General features: G+C 38.2%; 16 protein-coding genes and 1 pseudogene. 3 read left to right on the forward strand and 14 right to left on the reverse strand.

Translation table 11 applies throughout. The features are described 5' to 3' along the window. Positions 1-164: 164 nt before the first annotated feature. The 3 genes from N178_RS07900 to ftsE all read right to left on the reverse strand — a co-directional run bounded on the left by N178_RS07900 (position 165) and on the right by ftsE (position 3,103). Positions 165-1,373: a murein hydrolase activator EnvC family protein gene (locus N178_RS07900; protein WP_045291671.1), complete on the reverse strand. Its 1,209-nt coding sequence runs from the start codon at positions 1,371-1,373 to the stop codon at positions 165-167. A 163-nt stretch (positions 1,374-1,536) separates the two neighbouring features. Next, positions 1,537-2,427: a permease-like cell division protein FtsX gene (ftsX, locus tag N178_RS07905; RefSeq protein WP_045291672.1), complete on the reverse strand. Its 891-nt coding sequence runs from the start codon at positions 2,425-2,427 to the stop codon at positions 1,537-1,539. Then, positions 2,417-3,103 (reverse strand): cell division ATP-binding protein FtsE, encoded by a 687-nt coding sequence (ftsE, locus tag N178_RS07910; RefSeq protein ID WP_014457812.1) that lies wholly within the window; start codon positions 3,101-3,103, stop codon positions 2,417-2,419. Before ftsE ends, ftsX begins: the two co-directional genes overlap by 11 nt. A 340-nt stretch (positions 3,104-3,443) precedes the next feature. Here ftsE and N178_RS07915 point away from each other — a divergent pair, with 340 nt between their 5' ends. After that, on the forward strand, positions 3,444-3,980 hold the full coding sequence (locus N178_RS07915; protein WP_045291673.1) for a flavodoxin family protein: 537 nt from the start codon (positions 3,444-3,446) through the stop codon (positions 3,978-3,980). A gap of 25 nt (positions 3,981-4,005) precedes the next feature. Here the strand turns inward: N178_RS07915 and cccB are convergent, their stop codons facing one another. From cccB to secA, 6 genes and pseudogenes are all read right to left on the reverse strand, one after another. Next, on the reverse strand, positions 4,006-4,323 hold the full coding sequence (cccB, locus tag N178_RS07920; RefSeq protein ID WP_045291674.1) for a cytochrome c551: 318 nt from the start codon (positions 4,321-4,323) through the stop codon (positions 4,006-4,008). Between the two features lie 124 nt (positions 4,324-4,447). Next, positions 4,448-5,164 (reverse strand): twin-arginine translocase subunit TatC, encoded by a 717-nt coding sequence (gene tatC / locus N178_RS07925; protein ID WP_045291675.1) that lies wholly within the window; start codon positions 5,162-5,164, stop codon positions 4,448-4,450. Between the two features lie 59 nt (positions 5,165-5,223). After that, positions 5,224-5,442 (reverse strand): twin-arginine translocase TatA/TatE family subunit, encoded by a 219-nt coding sequence (locus N178_RS07930; protein WP_045291676.1) that lies wholly within the window; start codon positions 5,440-5,442, stop codon positions 5,224-5,226. 26 nt (positions 5,443-5,468) lie between these two features. Continuing rightward, positions 5,469-7,202 carry an alkaline phosphatase D family protein gene (locus N178_RS07935; RefSeq protein ID WP_375156301.1) on the reverse strand — a complete coding sequence of 578 codons (1,734 nt, stop codon included), beginning with the start codon at positions 7,200-7,202 and terminating at the stop codon, positions 5,469-5,471. A 305-nt stretch (positions 7,203-7,507) separates the two neighbouring features. Then, positions 7,508-8,606 (reverse strand): peptide chain release factor 2 gene (gene prfB, locus N178_RS07940; protein WP_114896991.1). Its coding sequence is split into 2 segments (ribosomal slippage): positions 7,508-8,542 and positions 8,544-8,606, totalling 1,098 coding nucleotides; the frame shifts between segments, so codons are not numbered across the junction. Positions 8,607-8,705: 99 nt separating this feature from the next. Beyond that, a pseudogene (gene secA / locus N178_RS07945) lies at positions 8,706-11,223 on the reverse strand (preprotein translocase subunit SecA). A gap of 226 nt (positions 11,224-11,449) precedes the next feature. On the opposite strand from secA, the gene N178_RS07950 reads away from it, so the two are divergent. Beyond that, positions 11,450-11,854, forward strand: a complete 405-nt coding sequence (locus N178_RS07950) for a GNAT family N-acetyltransferase (protein WP_045291678.1) — start codon at positions 11,450-11,452, stop codon at positions 11,852-11,854. 73 nt (positions 11,855-11,927) lie between these two features. Here N178_RS07950 and hpf read toward each other — a convergent pair whose 3' ends face one another. The 5 genes from hpf to N178_RS07975 form a co-directional block, all read right to left on the reverse strand. Then, positions 11,928-12,479 carry a ribosome hibernation-promoting factor, HPF/YfiA family gene (gene hpf / locus N178_RS07955; RefSeq protein WP_013059750.1) on the reverse strand — a complete coding sequence of 184 codons (552 nt, stop codon included), beginning with the start codon at positions 12,477-12,479 and terminating at the stop codon, positions 11,928-11,930. Positions 12,480-12,667: 188 nt separating this feature from the next. Further along, positions 12,668-13,006, reverse strand: a complete 339-nt coding sequence (gene fliT / locus N178_RS07960; RefSeq protein WP_045291679.1) for a flagellar protein FliT — start codon at positions 13,004-13,006, stop codon at positions 12,668-12,670. A 2-nt stretch (positions 13,007-13,008) separates the two neighbouring features. Next, positions 13,009-13,410, reverse strand: a complete 402-nt coding sequence (gene fliS, locus N178_RS07965) for a flagellar export chaperone FliS (protein ID WP_045291680.1) — start codon at positions 13,408-13,410, stop codon at positions 13,009-13,011. Positions 13,411-13,426: 16 nt separating this feature from the next. Then, complete coding sequence (fliD, locus tag N178_RS07970; RefSeq protein WP_045291681.1) at positions 13,427-15,223, reverse strand: flagellar filament capping protein FliD; 1,797 nt, start codon at positions 15,221-15,223, stop codon at positions 13,427-13,429. A gap of 201 nt (positions 15,224-15,424) precedes the next feature. Continuing rightward, the gene (locus tag N178_RS07975) at positions 15,425-16,105 is read right to left on the reverse strand and encodes a hypothetical protein (RefSeq protein WP_045291682.1); all 681 of its coding nucleotides are present in this window, start codon (positions 16,103-16,105) and stop codon (positions 15,425-15,427) included. 331 nt (positions 16,106-16,436) lie between these two features. Between N178_RS07975 and N178_RS07980 the strand changes: the two genes are divergently transcribed. Continuing rightward, the coding region (locus N178_RS07980; protein ID WP_052942382.1) for an amino acid permease at positions 16,437-17,826 on the forward strand (1,390 nt) is incomplete at its 3' end.

A 17,826-nucleotide genomic window follows, 5' to 3' on the forward strand; every position in this document is an offset into this window, starting at 1 on the left:
TCCTCCTCAACCTTAAGCCATCTCTTCTTATTATAATAGATACAATCAAAACTATGTAATAAAAAGGATGCATGTGTTATTTGTAGCAAAAGGCACCACACAAATCAAGTGCGATGCCTTTTTGTTAAACTATATGTTGAGCTTGTACCACGTATGCTAGGAACTTAAAATTTAATATAACTTTCGGGGTTTACAGCGGAACTTTTGCCTTTCCAATCGCCTTTATGCAATTCAAAATGCAAGTGAGCACCAAACGAACGCCCTGTGTTCCCTATATAACCTAATTGTTGACCTTTATTGATAGATTGACCATTCGAAACGCTGTAGCTCTCTAAATGAGCATAAACTGTAACCCACGTCTGACCTTCTACATTGTGACGAATAAATACGGCATTACCAAAAGAAGAAGAATGGTATGCTCTAATTACCTTTCCGCTTGCTGCGGCTACAACTGGCACACTTTCTCCTCGCTTTCCAATATCAATACCGTAATGTCCTCTTCCAAACGTTTCTCGATATCCAAAATGAGACGTTACCGGGCCCTTTGCCGGCCTCATAAACGACCCGCTTGTAACAGGGGGGGCCTCTTCCCCTGATCCGGCTTCTTCAACTTCTTCCTGTTGAGCTTGCGCTGCATTTTTTTGATCAGCTAAAATAGAAGCTTGCTCTTCTAATCCAACAGCTTCTTCATTAAATTCTTTTTCCTGATCTTTGAGTGTTTGCATGAGCTGATTCTTTTCATCGACTTGCTTTTTCAGCTGCGAGCGAAGGTTTTTAAGCTCTTCAAGCGCTTGATTTACTTCCGTTAGCTTGTTTTGTACTTTTGTTTCTTTCTCTTCTTTTGCTTTTTTATCGGCTTCATGCTGCATTAACAAATCGCGGTCAGCCCCTACAATTGTCGAAACCGCACTCACCCTGCTAATAAAGTCTCCGAAGCTTTCAGAGCCTAGCAGTACATCTATGTAATCCACAGACCCGCCGTTTTCTTGTAAAGCACGAGCACGCTTTTTTAATAGCTCATTTCGTTTTTCAATTCGTTTTTTGACAACGCCAATTTCGTTTTTCAGCTTTTCGATGTCTTGCTTTGCTTTTTCTACTTCAGCTTCACGACTTCGGATGTCTGCATTTGTTTGCCCGACTTCTGAATCCAAACGCGCAAGCTCAGCTTCTTCGTTTTTTTGCTTTTCTTGAACTTCTTTTAATTTCTCTTTATTTTCATTAATATTTTGGTTCACATCGTTACTTTTTTTCTCTAAATCACTGAGTTTAGTAGTGCTGGCACTTTCTGCATAAGCAATTTTTTCATTACCTATCCAAGCCGCACTTAGTCCAACTAAAACTGCTGCTGTCGTTACTAATGTCTTACGTGTCATTTGTTTCTCCCCATTTGCACATATTTCCCCGTATAAAAAACGGGCATTAGCAAGACCCCCATTAGCACTTTTTTCTATTTTTATCTTTAATTACACAACAACCTCACATCTGATAAACATCAAATGTGAGGTTGTTATAATCTATTATGTTAAAAATCTATTCTTATTTTCGCAAAAACTTACGAATGGATAATGTACTTCCCCACATTCCAATTAGACCGCCGATTACCAGTAACAATAGCGATACTTGAAGCACGAATGGAAAGGCAGGTAAAAGTTCAAAGAATCCATCAAATTTAGGTTGAACTTCATTATATAAAACGCTGTACATGCCGATAATAACAGCAATTGGCACAATAGAACCAAGTACTCCTAAAAACAGACCTTCAATAAAGAACGGCCAGCGAATAAAGGAGTTTGTGGCTCCAACTAAGCGCATAATTTCGATCTCTTCACGGCGAGCTACAATCGTAATTTTAATCGTATTTGAAATTAGGAACATCGCTGTAAATAGAAGCCCTAAAATCAGTACTGCTCCGATATTACGAGCTACTTTCAGCACTTTAAATAACTTTTCAACTTGATCTTGTCCGTATTGAACTTTTGCTGCATACGGATATTTCTCAATTTGTTTAGCTACTTTTGCGACATCAGTCGGCTCTTTTGTTTTAACAACAAATACATCATTTAATGGGTTTTGCTGTTCAAACGGTTCAAAAGCTTGTCCTTCATCACCCATACTATTAATTAAATCTTTTAACTCTTTATCTTTAGAAGAAAACGTTACCGTATCAACTTGCTTAATTGCATCTAGCTTTTCTTTCATTGCTTTGCGATCATCTGCTGTCGCTGCAGCATCAACGTGAACACGAATTTCCACATCATTTTCAATCAATTTAGCAATATGATTTAAATTCATCATCAACATAAAAAACACGCCTACAAGCAAGAGCGTTACGGTAACCGCACTTGCAGATGCGAATGTCATCCAGCCGTTTCTTCCTAAACTTTTAGATCCTTCACGTAAGTGGCGACCGAATGTTCTAGCCTTCATATCCGTATTCACCTCTTACTTCATCGCGCACAACATTCCCATTTTCAATCGCAATTACACGCTTTCTAATTGTATTTACAATTTCACGGTTATGCGTTGCCATTAAAATAGTCGTACCGCGTTTATTAATCTCCTCAAATATATCCATAATTTCCCAAGAAGTCTCCGGATCAAGATTTCCTGTCGGTTCGTCGGCGATGACAACCTTAGGACTATTCACAATCGAACGCGCAATAGACACACGCTGCTGCTCTCCTCCAGATAGTTCATCGGGGAAAGAATCCATTTTACCCTTTAACTTAACAAGCTCTAGCACTTCTAGCACTCGCTTTTTAATTTCTTCGGGACTTTGCTCAATTACTTCTAGTGCAAAAGCAATGTTTTCATAGACTGTTAATTTTGGAAGCAGCTTGAAATCTTGAAAGACTACACCAATATGACGTCTAAAGATAGGAACTTTGCTATCTTTTATTTTTGCTACATTTGCACCGTTTACAATGATATTTCCTGAAGAAGGCTTTTCTTCACGATACATCATTTTAATAAAAGTGGATTTTCCTGCTCCACTTGGTCCTACGATATAAGCAAACTCACCTTGATTAATCTTGATGCTAATGCCATTGATTGCTTTTACACCGTTCGGATACGTTTTATATACATTTTGCATTTCAATCATAAGTAATCACCTAATCAAGTGTGTTATTTTAATACTATGTAAAACTTGTCAAAATACGACAAAACTCTACAATTCAAACCAAAAATTCGACTCTTCTCACGCGCTTTCTCATTATAACATCACTCTTCGTGAAAATAAGCCCCAAAAATATTACATTTTTATTTCAAATATGACATAAGTAGGATATTTTTAGTAAGGGATGAGAATTTATCCTTATTTTTAATTTTGTTGTTTTTGACTGTTCATTTGCTTCTTATGAATAGCGTTAGGCAGAGCACATTCATGTCTACTTTTGTACAAACAAGGTATGATAAATAAGAAAAAGATGAGGAGAGATAACATGATCACTATTTATGGAAGTTCACGGGAAAACGGAAATACGGAAGAATTGGCTAAAGCAGTCTTAAAAGATATCAATACGGAAGAAGTTTACTTACGTCAGCATACCATTCACCCTATTACTGATATGCGTCACGATGAACATGGGTTTACTAATCAACAAGATGATTATTATGACATAGCGGAGAAAATGGCAGCACACGATACTATTTTATTTGTTACACCTCTCTACTGGTACGCTATGAGCGGATTGATGAAGAACTTTGTGGATCGTTGGTCTGAAAGCCTTAGAGATTCAACCATTAATTTTAAAGAACAAATGAAAAATAAGCGCGTTTATGTATTAGTAGTCGGAGGCACAGGCGCATCTGTAAAGGCCCTTCCTCTTATTATGCAATTTCAATATATTGTCGATTTTATCGGTTCTTCCTTTAGCGGGTACATTATTGGAGAAGCAAATGCACCTGGAGACATTGTTAAAGATGTCAAAGCCCAACAGCAAGCCATTGTCTTAAACGAAGAATTAAAGCAGCTTTAACACAAAAATAAGACGGATATCCGTCTTATTTTTTCTTTGCCAGCCAAGCAGCAACTTTTTTTGCATCTTCTTCATTAATCAGTCCTTTTGGCATACCGCCTTGACCATTATTAATAATGTTTTCAATTTCAGCTTCCGAGTGCTTGCTGCCTACATGCTGCAGGCTTGGTCCATTGGCTCCTCCTAAATCTACTCCGTGACAGCCCGTACAGTTTTTCTTCACAATATCTTCTGCACTCGCTGAAGATTCACCAGCAGATTCATTTTTAGAGCTGCCTCCTCCTCCGCATGCGGACAATACAAGCGCTAGACCGATTGTTAACGTCAGTAATACTTTTTTCAAGCCTTCTCCCCCTTGCTGTAGAGTTTTCACTCTATTATAACCTACTCCAGAATGTTTAAAACACTCTGTTTACAAGGACTTTGTTTCAATTTCATGAATTCTCTCATCACATTTATGTATACGATTAAGCAATTAATTCGTTTCCTAAACGTTTTTTGTATACTACGCGCGAAATTGTCACACTGAGTTCATATAAAAGAAGCAGCGGAACAATGACTAAAATATCCGAAATAAAATCAGGAGGAGTAATAAGTACGGATATCACAATTAAAGCAAAATAAGATAGCTTCCTTGCTTTAGCTAACCTCAATGGATTTAGAACCCCTAAACGCGTTAAAAATAAGACAACTAAAGGCATTTCAAATAAAAAACCAAATGGTAAACACAGATTAAGCATAAAACGAAAATAATGCTCAGCCGTAAACATCAGTGAAAACTGATCATTCGACAGGCCTGTTAAAAACGCTAAAACCATTGGAAACAGAACAAAATAACCGAACCCCAATCCGCTTACAAACAAGAGAAAAAAGAATGGAATGAAGGTAATCATAACCTTGTATTCTTCCTTTTTTAACCCCGGTGAAACAAACCGAAATACTTGATAAGCAGCTACCGGAAGCGTAAAAGCAAGCGCAAAGACAAATGCAATCACCATATAAATCCATACAATTTCACTTGGTCCAAGTACAGCAAGCTTGCCTTCCAAATCTTTCACCAGCCACTGATAAATGTCTTGTACAAATACAAAACTAAAAATAAGTAATACTACAAACGCACAAAGTGTTTTTATAATACGAATTCGCAATTCTTCAAGGTGCTCCATCAAACTCATTTCCCCCATCATATTCCTCTCCTTTCCGACAAGTAGAAATAGACGAGTTTCCTCGTCTATTTCTTTACTTACAATGTCGATTCATTCTCTTTTTGTTCAGAAACGGTTGCTGCCTGCTTTTCTTTGATACTTTCATCATCTGATACAAGCCCTTTTGCAGCTCCTTTAAATTCAGTTAGTGTTCTCCCAAACGCTCGTCCAACTTCCGGCAGCTTAGACGGCCCAAAAATAATTAACGCAATGACCAAAATAATAACTAAACCAGGAATTCCAATATTAGAAAACATACTTGACCTCCTTTCCCTTACTCAGTTTACTGCCGTACTTTTTCTTTCTTTTTCAACTCTTGTTTTTCATGTGCTTTCCCGTGTGCCCGCATACGATCTTCCTCTACTTCCTTAGAAATCTTTAGCCCGCGCGGCACGTTATTCACTTCAACTTCCGTCATACCTTTTCCATCTTTTTTATATTGAAAGGAAGCTCGAGTTGAAATTTCCGCACCAGGTTCTGTTACAAAAGGCACAACGCGATAATCGGCTTGCCATATATCAGGAGTTACCGTACACCTTACATATCCTCTATAATCATTAAAGAATGTGAGGTGTGGATTTTGACTTAAAATTTTATCCGTATCAGCTCGTTTATCTGCCCCGTTCCCTCCGGAAGTGATGGAGGTGCCCACGAACTCTGCACCAATAATTTTTGAATTAAGATTGGAGAAATCCGTGTGTAAATTAGAAGCCCAGTTAGCGTGCACATCTCCAGTTAGTACAATGACGTTGTCCAACTTTTTCTTTTCAATAAAATCAATAACACGCTGACGATTCGCCGTATACCCATCCCATGCATCCATGCTGTATGTAGGCTTAGCCGCCGTTCCAAATTTTCTGGGAGCAAAGAAAATTTGTTGAGCTAGTACGTTCCAGTGACACGCTGATTTTTCAAGATTAGTAAAAAGCCATTTTTCTTGTTCAATCCCTAATAGCGTACGTTTAGGATCAAGAGATTCTGGCGTTTGCGGCTTTGTTCCGTCTCCGTTTGCCTGATCGTCTCTGTATTGACGCGTATCCAACACTTGAAAGGAAGCTAGTTTCCCATATGAAAAGTCACGATACAATCTCATATCCGTTCCGTGAGGCAAGGATGTTTGACGCAAAGGCATATGTTCGTAATAAGCTTGATAAGCTGCCGCGCGGCGTTGAATAAATGCTTCTACTGATTGGCCTTTTTCAGGAATTACATTTGCATAATTGTTTTCTACTTCATGATCATCCCACGTCACAATCCACGGAAAGGCAGCATGAGCAGACTTCAAATTGGCATCTGACCTGTACTGAGCATGCCTGTTTCGATAGTCTTGAAGCGTTTGAATTTCTGCGCTGCTGTGAGTACGAACATTTCCGCTTGCAGCCACATACTCGTTTGGTCCATATTCATAGATGTAATCGCCCAAATGAACCACAAAATCCAATTGTTCTTTAACCATGTGTTCATAAGCTGTAAAGTAACCATGTTCATACTGTTGACACGAAGCGAATGCAAACGTCATGCTGGCTATTTCTGCATTTGCTGAAGGAAGTGTTTTTGTTTTTCCAACCGGGCTTAACTCATGACCGCTTTTAAATCGATAATAATAAATACGGCCTGGCTTTAATCCTTTTACATCAACGTGAACAGAGTGAGCAAGTTCAGGTCTAGCTATTTCTGTTCCTCGTTTGACAATTCGATGAAAGTCTTCATCTTCGGCAAGCTCCCATTTTACTGGAACGGGTTGATTAGGCATTCTCCCGCCATTCAATGGGTCTGGTGCTAATCTTGTCCAAAGAACAATACTGTCTGCTAAAGGATCTCCCGATGCGACGCCTAAAGTGAACGGGTAACTTGAAAATTTAGGCGCTGCCGCTGAAACTTCTACTGCATTTAAACCGATAGACTGAGCAATTGTTAAGCCAAGTGATACTCCTGCTACTTTTCCAGCTCCTTGTAAAAAACGCCTTCTATCAAACCCTTTACTCGAAGAAAAACTGTTCTGTTTTACTTGCTCTATTAATTCGTGTAACGATTTATTTGCCACTGCACATGCCCCTTCCTCTTGATTTAACTCAAATTATAAAAGCTGTTTGTAAAAGAGGTATAAAGGATTGTAAAGAAGCATTTACCATAAAATAGGTATTTTAAACCATTTTATTTCATTGACAAAATAAGCGAACAGACGACAGCAACCTTTAAATTTCTGCATTTTCTTAATTTTCTATCTACAAATAGTTCTTTACGCTCGTTTTTCTTCATTCAAATTTTACAAAGTCCTAACAACTAAAAAAAGGCAGCATACCGAGGTATACTGCCTTTTGATTAAATATGAGAACGTAAATACGCATCAATAAACGGATCTAGATCTCCATCCATTACACTTTGCGTGTTTCCGACTTCCGTATTTGTGCGGTGATCTTTTACTAACGAATACGGATGGAATACGTAAGAACGAATTTGACTTCCCCATCCAATATCTTTTTGTTCTCCGCGGATTTCAGCTAGCTGTTCTTGCTGCTTCTCAATTTCTAACTGATACAACTTAGATTTTAACATCTTCATTGCTTGCTCACGGTTTTTAATTTGTGAACGTTCCGTCTGACAAGATACGACTACATTAGTTGGGAGGTGAGTAATACGAACAGCTGAATCTGTTGTATTGATATGCTGACCTCCGGCACCGCTTGCACGGTACGTATCAACCTTCAAATCTTCCGTACGAATATCAATTGAAATTTCATCGTTAAATTCCGGCATTATGTCGCACGATACGAATGACGTATGACGACGGCCTGATGAATCAAACGGAGAAATACGAACGAGACGATGAACGCCTTTTTCAGCTTTTAAATACCCGTACGCATTATGGCCTTTAATTAAAAGCGTTACACTTTTAATACCAGCTTCATCCCCAGGTAAGTAATCAAGTGTTTCTACTTTGAAACCTTTTTTCTCCGCCCAGCGCGTATACATACGTAGTAACATTGAACCCCAATCCTGTGATTCTGTTCCACCAGCACCTGGGTGCAATTCTAAAATGGCGTTATTTTTATCATACGGCTCGCTTAAAAGCAGCTGTAATTCAAAGTCGTTCATGCCTGAAATAAGCTCTTTTAGTTCACTAACTAGTTCTTCTGCTAAATCTTCATCGTATTCTTCTTTTACAAGTTCATGAGATATCTGTAAATTTTCATATGTTTCATCTAAGTGGTTAAATTGATTTACTGCATCTTTTAAACCATTGGCTTCATTAATAACAGTCTGAGCTGCCTGCTGGTCATTCCAAAAATTTGGATCAGCCATAGTCTCATCTAATTCATCGATACGAGCTTGTTTTGTATCGAGGTCAAAGAGACCCCCTAAAGTCCGCTAATCGCTTAGCTGTTTTGTCAAGTTCTTGCTTAATTTCTACTAAATCCATGAGTTAAACACCTCTATTTTATTTTTGACGCACAGGAAGGAAATGAGAAGACTCATTTCCTTCCTGTACTAGTTCATTCTATACTAATTGACTCTTATTTTATGATTCTTTACCGCAGCAGTTTTTATACTTTTTGCCACTTCCGCAGATACAAGGATCATTTCGGCCAACTTCTATCGCATTTACTTTTGGCTTCTTCTTAGCCGGCGCGTCTCCTTCTTTTGGATGAACAGCCGCCTGGCCTTGTGCTACTTCTTGACGCTCAAGGTTGTTGTTAATTTCTGCTTTCATGATATACTTCGTCACTTCTTCTTCAATGGTTGCAATCATATTTTCGAACATCGCAAAACCTTCCATTTGGTATTCGCGAAGAGGATCTGTTTGGCCGTACGCACGAAGGTGGATACCTTGGCGAAGCTGATCCATCGTATCGATATGATCCATCCATTTAGAATCAACTGCTCTAAGAACAACTACTTTTTCAAATTCACGCATTTGTTCTTCAGGGAGCTGCTCTTCTTTTTCATTATAACGAGCTTTTGCATGATCTACCAGCAGTTCTACCATTTCTTCAGGCTCTTTACGGCGAAGATCTTCTTCTGTGACTTCACCTTCCTCAAGAACATTAGCATTTACGTAATCAATAATCGCTTGTAAATTCCATTCTTCTTCTAATTCTTCACGCGGTGTATTTACCTCAACCACACGCTGTAGCGTTGATTCAATCATACGTTCTACAATTGCACGTAAGTTGTCTGAATCAAGCACTTCAAAGCGCTGTTTGTAAATAACTTCACGCTGCTGACGAAGAACATCATCATATTGAAGCAATTGTTTACGCGCATCAAAGTTATTACCTTCAACACGTTTTTGAGCGGATTCAACAGCTCTTGTTACAATTTTACTTTGAATTGGCTGTGAATCATCCATGCCAAGACGATCCATCATGGCCATCATATTATCAGAACCAAATCGGCGCATTAATTCATCTTCCATGGATAGATAGAATTGAGATACCCCTGGGTCCCCTTGACGTCCAGCACGTCCGCGGAGCTGATTATCAATACGGCGTGATTCATGACGCTCTGTACCAATTACAGCAAGACCTCCAGCTTCAACGACACCTTCACCTAGTTTGATATCCGTACCACGACCGGCCATATTTGTTGCGATTGTTACCGCACCTTTGTGACCCGCATTCTCGATAATATCCGCTTCACGCTCATGCTGTTTTGCATTTAAAACGTGATGGCGAATGCCTTTTTTCTTTAATAAAGCTGATAAAACTTCAGATGTTTCGATCGCAACTGTACCAACAAGAACAGGCTGTCCTTTTGCGTGGCGCTCGGCAATATCTTCCACTACCGCATTAAACTTGCCTTCCATTGACTTGTAAATTAAATCCGCTTTATCATCACGTGAAATTGGCTTGTTTGTCGGAATAACAACAACGTGCATGTTGTAGATATTACGGAATTCTTCTTCTTCCGTTTTAGCTGTACCCGTCATACCTGATAATTTTTCATACATACGGAAGTAGTTTTGGAATGTAATTGTAGCTAACGTCATGCTTTCATTTTGAATCTCAACGTTCTCTTTAGCTTCGATAGCTTGATGCAAGCCGTCACTAAAACGTCTTCCTTTCATTAAACGACCAGTAAATTGGTCAACGATTACGACTTGATCTTCATCAATTACGTAATCCACATCGTTTTGCATCGTTACATGTGCTTTAAGCGCTTGGTTGATGTGATGGTTTAGTGCTACGTGTGAAATATCAAATAAGTTTTCAATGCCAAATGCGCGCTCGGCTTTTGACATACCTTCTTCGGTTAGCTGAACGCTTTTTGTTTTGATATCAAAAGTAAAATCGGTTTCTTTATCAAGCGTGCGAACGAATGCATTAGCTTGAATATAAAGCGCAGTTGATTTCTGTGCGCTGCCGGATATAATAAGCGGCGTACGTGCTTCATCGATTAAGATAGAGTCAACTTCATCGATTACAGCAAAATGAAGCGGACGTTGAACCATTTGTTCTTTATAAAGCACCATGTTATCACGTAAATAGTCAAATCCTAATTCATTATTTGTACTATACGTAATATCCGCTGCATATGCTTCTTGTTTTTCTTCACGCGTCAAATGGTTTTAAGTTTAACCCTACTTTCAAGCCTAAGAATTCATATAAACGACCCATTTCACTAGCATCACGGCTCGCTAAGTATTCATTGACTGTTACTACATGTACACCTTTGCCTGTAATGGCGTTTAAGTATACAGGCATAGTAGCTGTCAACGTTTTACCTTCACCCGTTTTCATTTCTGAGATATTCCCTTCATGCAGAGAAATACCCCCCATTAGCTGAACTTTGTACGGATACATGCCTAACACACGTTTCGCTGCTTCACGTACAACCGCAAAAGCTTCATCTAATAGGTTATCGAGCGATTCGCCATTTTGGTAGCGCTGTTGAAATTCAGCTGTTTTTTCACGAAGCTGATCGTCCGTTAAAGACGCTATTTCAGGACCTAACGCATCAATTTGGTCCGCCATTTTTTCTAAACGGCCGATTTGGCGCTGATTGCCGTCAAACACTTTTTTAAATAATCCAAGCATATTAAAACGCTCCTCTATTTATAATCAGTACATTTTATACTATTTTCATTCATATCTGTATCTTTCATTATAAAACATTCTGAGTAAAATTGTAACATTGCAGCTAAACAAGTAGCAACTTGTACCCTTTTTCGTCTGTCTCTTTACTAGTGCTACTCTATTAACGAGTTATTTTCTATTGTGATTTGCCCTGCCTCACTCTTACAATAAAAAAGGGGAATGTAGAATGAACGTTCAAATGATTACGAAAGAACAAGCTTGGGAAGTCCGACATATCGTCATGTGGCCTGATAAAGATTTCAGCTATGTTCAGCTGAAAGATGATCCATCAGGAATGCACTATGGACTGTTTGAAAAAGGAGAGTTAAAATCAGTTGTTTCCTTATTTATAACAGGTGATGAAGCTCAATTTCGGAAATTTGCTACTCTCAAAGAAGAACAGGGAAAAGGGTACGGTAGTCATTTGCTAAAAGAGGTTTTGTTCAAAGCCAAGAATCTTGGGATACGAAGGGTCTGGTGTAACGCAAGAGAAAATAAAGTATCTTTTTATCAGGCATTCAAAATGAAAGAAACCACGCGTATATTCACCAAATCTTCTACGCGCTATGTAGTCATGGAACTATTTTTTTAAACAGCTAAAAAAGCAGCGTGCGGAAGCACGCTGCTTTTATTTTACTGCTCTTATTTAAGAAAGACTTTAACCTTTAGTTTGGTTCAATCAATCCATATCGTCCATCTTTTCTTCGGTACACGACATTTGTAATGTTTGTCTCAGCGTTTGTAAATACAAAAAAACTATGTCCTAACATATTCATTTGTAAAATAGCCTCTTCGCTATCCATTGGTTTTAAATTAAATCGTTTTGTACGAACTAGCTCTAATTCATCTTCTTCAGTTGCAACAGCTACGTTCGCTTCGCTTTCTAATGCTGCAAATAGATACTTCTCAGCACCTTTTTCACGCATTTTTCGATTCACTTTTGTTTTATGCTTACGAATTTGACGCTCTAATTTATCTAGGACAAGATCGACAGCTGCGTATAAATCACTGTGGGTCTCTTCAGCTCTCAATACGAGATCATTCATTGGGATTGTGACTTCTATTTTTTGATCGTTATTGTAGACTTTTAAGTTTACATTTACGTCAGCAGTTGGTGTCTCGTCGAAATAACGCTCTAACTTACCAAGCTTTTTCTCTACGTATTCCCTAATTGCTGGAGTCACCTCAATGTTTTCACCGCGAATGTTATACATCATGTTCGAACTCCTCCTTTAATCCATTGCTATACTTCTACAATTCTACAATACCCGACACAATCCCTTCCTAAACTATTAAAATTTTTTGAAAATTTAGTGAAAATTTTTGGAACCTGAGAAAAGTTTATGAAAAAACCAAAAAAATAGACCTTCTTCATAAGAAGAAGGGTTGTATTTTTTACGCAAAATTAATTTTTTTTATCGTAAAACATCCCATCAAACGATTTCATTTCGTAAGGGTTTACATAGCTGTTATTATGCTTTTTTTTCGCTTTTAGCAAACGGAGATCCTCCATGATTCGATGCCGAATGAAGATCAGCTTTTGATCAATCGTCTTATTCATTTCGACAATTTTCTTACCCATCCATTCATGATCTCTACTTTTTGGGGGCAGCTTCTCCATGAGGTCACGTCTTTTTAATAGAAGATACTCTAATTTCTGAATGTCTTCTTCTCGATTTTTGTCAGAAAATGTTTGAGTAAGCTGGTAAATCTCATCAGTTATCTGATACAGTTCGTTTATCATATTTATGCTTGGCCGCCGCTTCCATGGACTTGCTGGCGGTGAAGCTGCACAACTTGCTTCCATGTATCGCGGAATTCTGTTACATATTGTTCGGCTTCATCCAAGCTCTCTATGTCATTTTTTGTGTTAGCTTCAATTAAACACTGGTTGATATAGTCATACATAGTCATCATAGACTTAGCAACTTGCACGTTTGTATCAAGGGTAATCATTAATTCTTGAATAATATTTTGTGCTTTTAACAAATTCATATTTTTTAGCTCCATATTTTTTTCCTGTATGCCTGTTCGTGCAAGCTTGATAAATTTTAAACACCCGTTATACAGCATAAGCGTTAACTCTCCTGGAGAGGCAGTCTGAACAGCTCCTTGCTGATACGCCTGATACGGATTATTTGCTGCCATAAACGTTCACTCCTTCTTAACTAAAATATTGCGATAACTGCGCGCTTTGGGCATTTGCATTTTGAATAGCTTTCTCCATTGCTGTAAACTGGCGATAATACCGGTCCTCTATTTGTGTGAGCCTGCTTTCAAAACTAGTGATTTGGCTATTTACGCTTTTTAAATTACGCCCAAGCAAAAATTGTTCGCTTGTCCATGTTGAACGGCCAGCGCGCTGTTCGACTTTGGATACGGTTTGAGTAATCGTATCTCGTAAACGTCGTACAATTCCTTTTTCACTTGTTGTACTTCCACTTTTCATAAATAAATCCATAACAGACTGCGGGTCTTTTTCAATTGCTTCTTTTAATTTAGTCCCGTCACCTTCAATCACTAGCTTGCCTCGATCACTATAGTTTGCGCTAGTTGAAATACCGATGTCCGTTAGCTGTGAAAATGCTCCGCTCACTCCTGATACAGAGGCATACCAGTTAGAACGCATTTGATTTAGCCCGCTTGATAAAATTGTGTCTCCTTTTAACAAACCGCTTTTTGCTTTATCATCCCACTGCTCAGCTTGTTTGTCCGTTAGCTTTTCTCTTTCTTGATCCGTCAAAGGCTGATAGTTCCGGTCCCTTTCTTCCGTAACCTTTCCATTAATCTTCTCAATCAGCTCATTATATTTGGTCACAAAATCTTTAATTGTATCAAATACTTTTTGCGTATCATTGCTTACGTTAACGCGCACATCTCCTGTGAAATTATTTTGGAGGGTATAAGTCACACCTCCCGTTGTAAACGTATTGGATTTACGAGTTGTTTCTAGACCGTTTAGCGTAAATGTTGCATCTGTTCCGCCGGTTTCCTCTTGGGTATCTAATTTTAAGAAATTTGTTAAAAACGCTCCTGAAAAAACCATCTTTTGACCGCCTGCACCACCGGATTTTGATAAATCTCCTGTGTCTTTGCGAGTAAAAACAACTTTATCTGTTCCTTCGTCGTAAAAGGCTGAAATACCTACTTTTGAATTACTGAGTTGGGTCAAAACAGTATTTAATGACGCTGAACCATCAAATTCAAATGACATACTGCCGTCTTCATTATCTCCTGTTGCTTTTCCATTGCTATCATACGTTGTAATAGAAAACTGAAGGACATTTTGCTTATACGTAAATCCTTGAATAGTGCTACCGTTTGCTAACGTGGTACCGAATGTCATTTCTCCTGTATTCATATTAACGAATACATCATTCTCTCCTATTAAAGTAGGATCGCCTGTAGTTTTTATATTAAACTCTTGAGAAGATTCTCCATTTTTCACTTCAATAGAAGAAGGCAGGCTCCCCTCAAAAATGGCTCCTTCGGATAGCTTGGCAGTCTTTGTATCAGCACTTATTGTAATATCAGGTTGCTTGACCTCTTTTTCACTCCACGCACTGCCAAGCAAGGTTTTTTGCTCCCATAAACTTTTAGTAGGGTCAATAGTGCCCTCTGAAATTTTCCCACTACTAATATTTTGCGCAGCAGTCGCCATTGTCACGTTTGAAAGGGTATAAGACGCGTTTACTGCTGAGGAAGTTGCAGTTGCTTTTACTTTCGTTTCATCTGCTGAAGATACCGTTTTGGATGAATAAGAAGACTGCAAGGTCATATTAAAAGCAAGATTATTAAAGTCTGATAGAAGCAAGTTCATTGAGCGATAATCATCTCGCTGCCACTCTAACGTTTGCTTTTGTTTTTTCATTTTATCAATAGGCAGTCGTTCGGCCTTCATTAAATCACTGACGATTTGATCAATATCCATTCCGCTTGCTAACCCACTTACTCTTACCACTTATCATCACCACCGTTTTTTATTTATCTATTCATTAACTGTTCGTTATAAAATTTGAGTGTATTGTATGAAAGCTTTCTATTAGAATATAGGTTTACCGCTTCTCTATTTTGTATCGGTGAAACAAAACAAATTTTCATAGGTCAAATGGTGCAAGATAGAAAAAGCTCACTTATTTTCCTACAATAAGTGAGCTTTTTATTATTGGCCAAACAAGTTTAGTTTCTGAGATAAATTTCTTTGAATATCCTTAGGAATAAGGTATGGTGCTATATTTATAATATCTCGTAATGAATCAATGGTTACAGAGGCAGATAAATTTATATATTCATCCGTTGTATCCGCTTGTTCAAACGAAATGGAATCTGGCAAGTTATTGAGTAAAGTAATTTCGTTCATGTCTTTATCGACTGTGACATCAGAAGACTCGTCAATATTTAAGCGATCCCATACAAGGGACATAGGAATCGGCATTCTTCCTAAATGCACGCTGTTCACCTTTAAAACAAGCTTTCCATTTTCGGCATTTGGTGTTACGTCAACTACAAACTGTGATTCCATAAAAGATACTACATGTTTATTAATATAAAATTTTATATGTTCCGGAAGCAACTCGGCTTCTGCTCCCTCAACCGTTTCATCATTTTCATAAAGGTAGCTGCGCAAATAATCGTTAACGTCGCTCTCGCTCAATCGGTAGCCTAAAATAGGGGAGCCCCCGTTCAGTTCTAGCGACGTCGCATGTGCGGACTTTTCTTGTGCTATTGAAGATAATGAAGCAGTCTGATCAAGCTTTTCAACATTTCTAACTGGACTAATGAAAAAATACAACCCAAATAAAAGGATAATAAATAGAAAAATAATAGCTATAAATTTTCTCAAACACACGCACCCTTTCAAACATTCTTCTTGGAATATAATACCGATTTATCTTTTATCATACAAGATAAATAAGATATATGTCGAAAACTTGTATAAGATGTACGTATATAGCGGAAATTCGGAGCAACAAATAAGTCTATAATGAATAAATTAAGTCTTTTTCAACTCGAAATTTTTTAAATTCTGTAACTTAAAAGCGATTTTTATAGGAATTTGATAATTGGCACACTTCTTGCTTATTATAAAGGTAAGGGGAGGAATTTCTATTTATATTTTCAGAATTTACTTTATTTTCTAATATTCTTTCGATAATTTTAAAGGAGTGAATACGATGGGAAACAAAACAGAATCACACGGAAAGTTAAAGCAACGTCACGTTTCCATGATTTCCATTGCAGGTATTATCGGAGCCGGCTTGTTTGTAGGAAGCGGATCCGTTATTAACGCAACAGGACCAGCAGCAGTAGTTTCATATGCAGCAGCCGGACTGTTAGTCGTTCTATTAATGCGTATGCTCGGTGAAATGGCTATGGTAAATCCAGATAAAGGTTCATTCGCGACATATGCTCAGCAAGGAATTGGCGCGTGGGCAGGTTATGCTGTTGGATGGCTTTACTGGTTTTTCTGGCTAATTGTAATTGCAATCGAAGCCACTGCAGGAGGAGCAATTGTTCATGAATGGCTCCCTTCCGTACCAATTTGGCTTTTAAGTTTAATCTTAACCTTTGCATTAACCTTAACGAACTTGTTCTCTGTCAAATCATTTGGAGAATTTGAATATTGGTTTGCCATGATTAAAATTGTGGCAATCGTTGCCTTTATGGGAATTGGTTTAGCGATTATTTTCGGGTTAATCCCAGGTACATCTTCACCTGGTTTAGCTAATTTAACGGGGCACGGTGGCTTTATGCCAAAAGGCACGAACTCTATCTTTTTAGGAGTTATTACCGTTATTTTCTCTTATTTTGGAGCTGAAATTGCGGCTATTGCAGCTAGTGAATCAGAAAATCCAGCAAAAGCTATTACAACTGCTATTCGCAGTGTTGTATGGCGAATTTTAATTTTCTATATTGGTTCAGTTGCTATTTTAGTAACTCTTTTACCTTGGAACTCAGCTGATTTACTAAAAAGTCCGTACGTAACAATGTTAGAAATGGTCAACATTCCAGCAGCTGCACAAATTATGAATTTAGTCGTATTAGTATCCGTTTTGTCTTGCTTAAACTCTGCTTTATATACGAACTCACGAATGATTTTATCATTAGCTCAAAAAGGACAAGCTCCTCGCGCTTTAGCAAAGGTAAGCAAATCAGGCGTGCCGGCAAGAGCCGTATGGATTAGCACAGCTGCCGCATATGTATGTGCTATCTTTAGCTTCGTTTCGCCGGATAAACTCTTTTTATTCTTAGTTAACGCATCAGGAGCCATTGCTCTTATTGTTTACTTAGCTATCGCTATTTCGCATTTACGCCTGCGTAAGAAAATGATTCAAGCCAACCAGCCAATTAAAGGAATGAAAATGTGGTTGTTTCCGTATTTAACATACGTAACAATTGCTGTTATTACCGTGATCTTTTTATCAATGGCATTTATTGATTCGATGCGCTCACAGTTTTTCTTAACTCTTGGATTAACCGTTGTGGTTCTTCTTTCATACTCGTTCATCAAAAAAACAAACAACAAGCGACCTGACGATCAATTTTCCGAGTCAGAAAATATTG

It is taken from the genome of Priestia aryabhattai B8W22 (genome assembly GCF_000956595.1).
Classification (GTDB): Bacteria; Bacillota; Bacilli; order Bacillales; family Bacillaceae_H; genus Priestia; species Priestia aryabhattai.

Excerpts from the sequence above, each read along its gene's own strand:
- N178_RS07900 (WP_045291671.1), bottom strand. The coding sequence starts at position 1,373 with ATGACACGTAAGACATTAGTAACGACAGCAGCAGTTTTAGTTGGACTA.
- ftsX (WP_045291672.1), bottom strand. The coding sequence starts at position 2,427 with ATGAAGGCTAGAACATTCGGTCGCCACTTACGTGAAGGATCTAAAAGT.
- ftsE (WP_014457812.1), bottom strand. The coding sequence starts at position 3,103 with ATGATTGAAATGCAAAATGTATATAAAACGTATCCGAACGGTGTAAAA.
- N178_RS07915 (WP_045291673.1), top strand. The coding sequence starts at position 3,444 with ATGATCACTATTTATGGAAGTTCACGGGAAAACGGAAATACGGAAGAA.
- tatC (WP_045291675.1), bottom strand. The coding sequence starts at position 5,164 with ATGGGGGAAATGAGTTTGATGGAGCACCTTGAAGAATTGCGAATTCGT.
- N178_RS07930 (WP_045291676.1), bottom strand. The coding sequence starts at position 5,442 with ATGTTTTCTAATATTGGAATTCCTGGTTTAGTTATTATTTTGGTCATT.
- N178_RS07950 (WP_045291678.1), top strand. The coding sequence starts at position 11,450 with ATGAACGTTCAAATGATTACGAAAGAACAAGCTTGGGAAGTCCGACAT.
- hpf (WP_013059750.1), bottom strand. The coding sequence starts at position 12,479 with ATGATGTATAACATTCGCGGTGAAAACATTGAGGTGACTCCAGCAATT.
- fliT (WP_045291679.1), bottom strand. The coding sequence starts at position 13,006 with ATGATAAACGAACTGTATCAGATAACTGATGAGATTTACCAGCTTACT.
- fliS (WP_045291680.1), bottom strand. The coding sequence starts at position 13,410 with ATGGCAGCAAATAATCCGTATCAGGCGTATCAGCAAGGAGCTGTTCAG.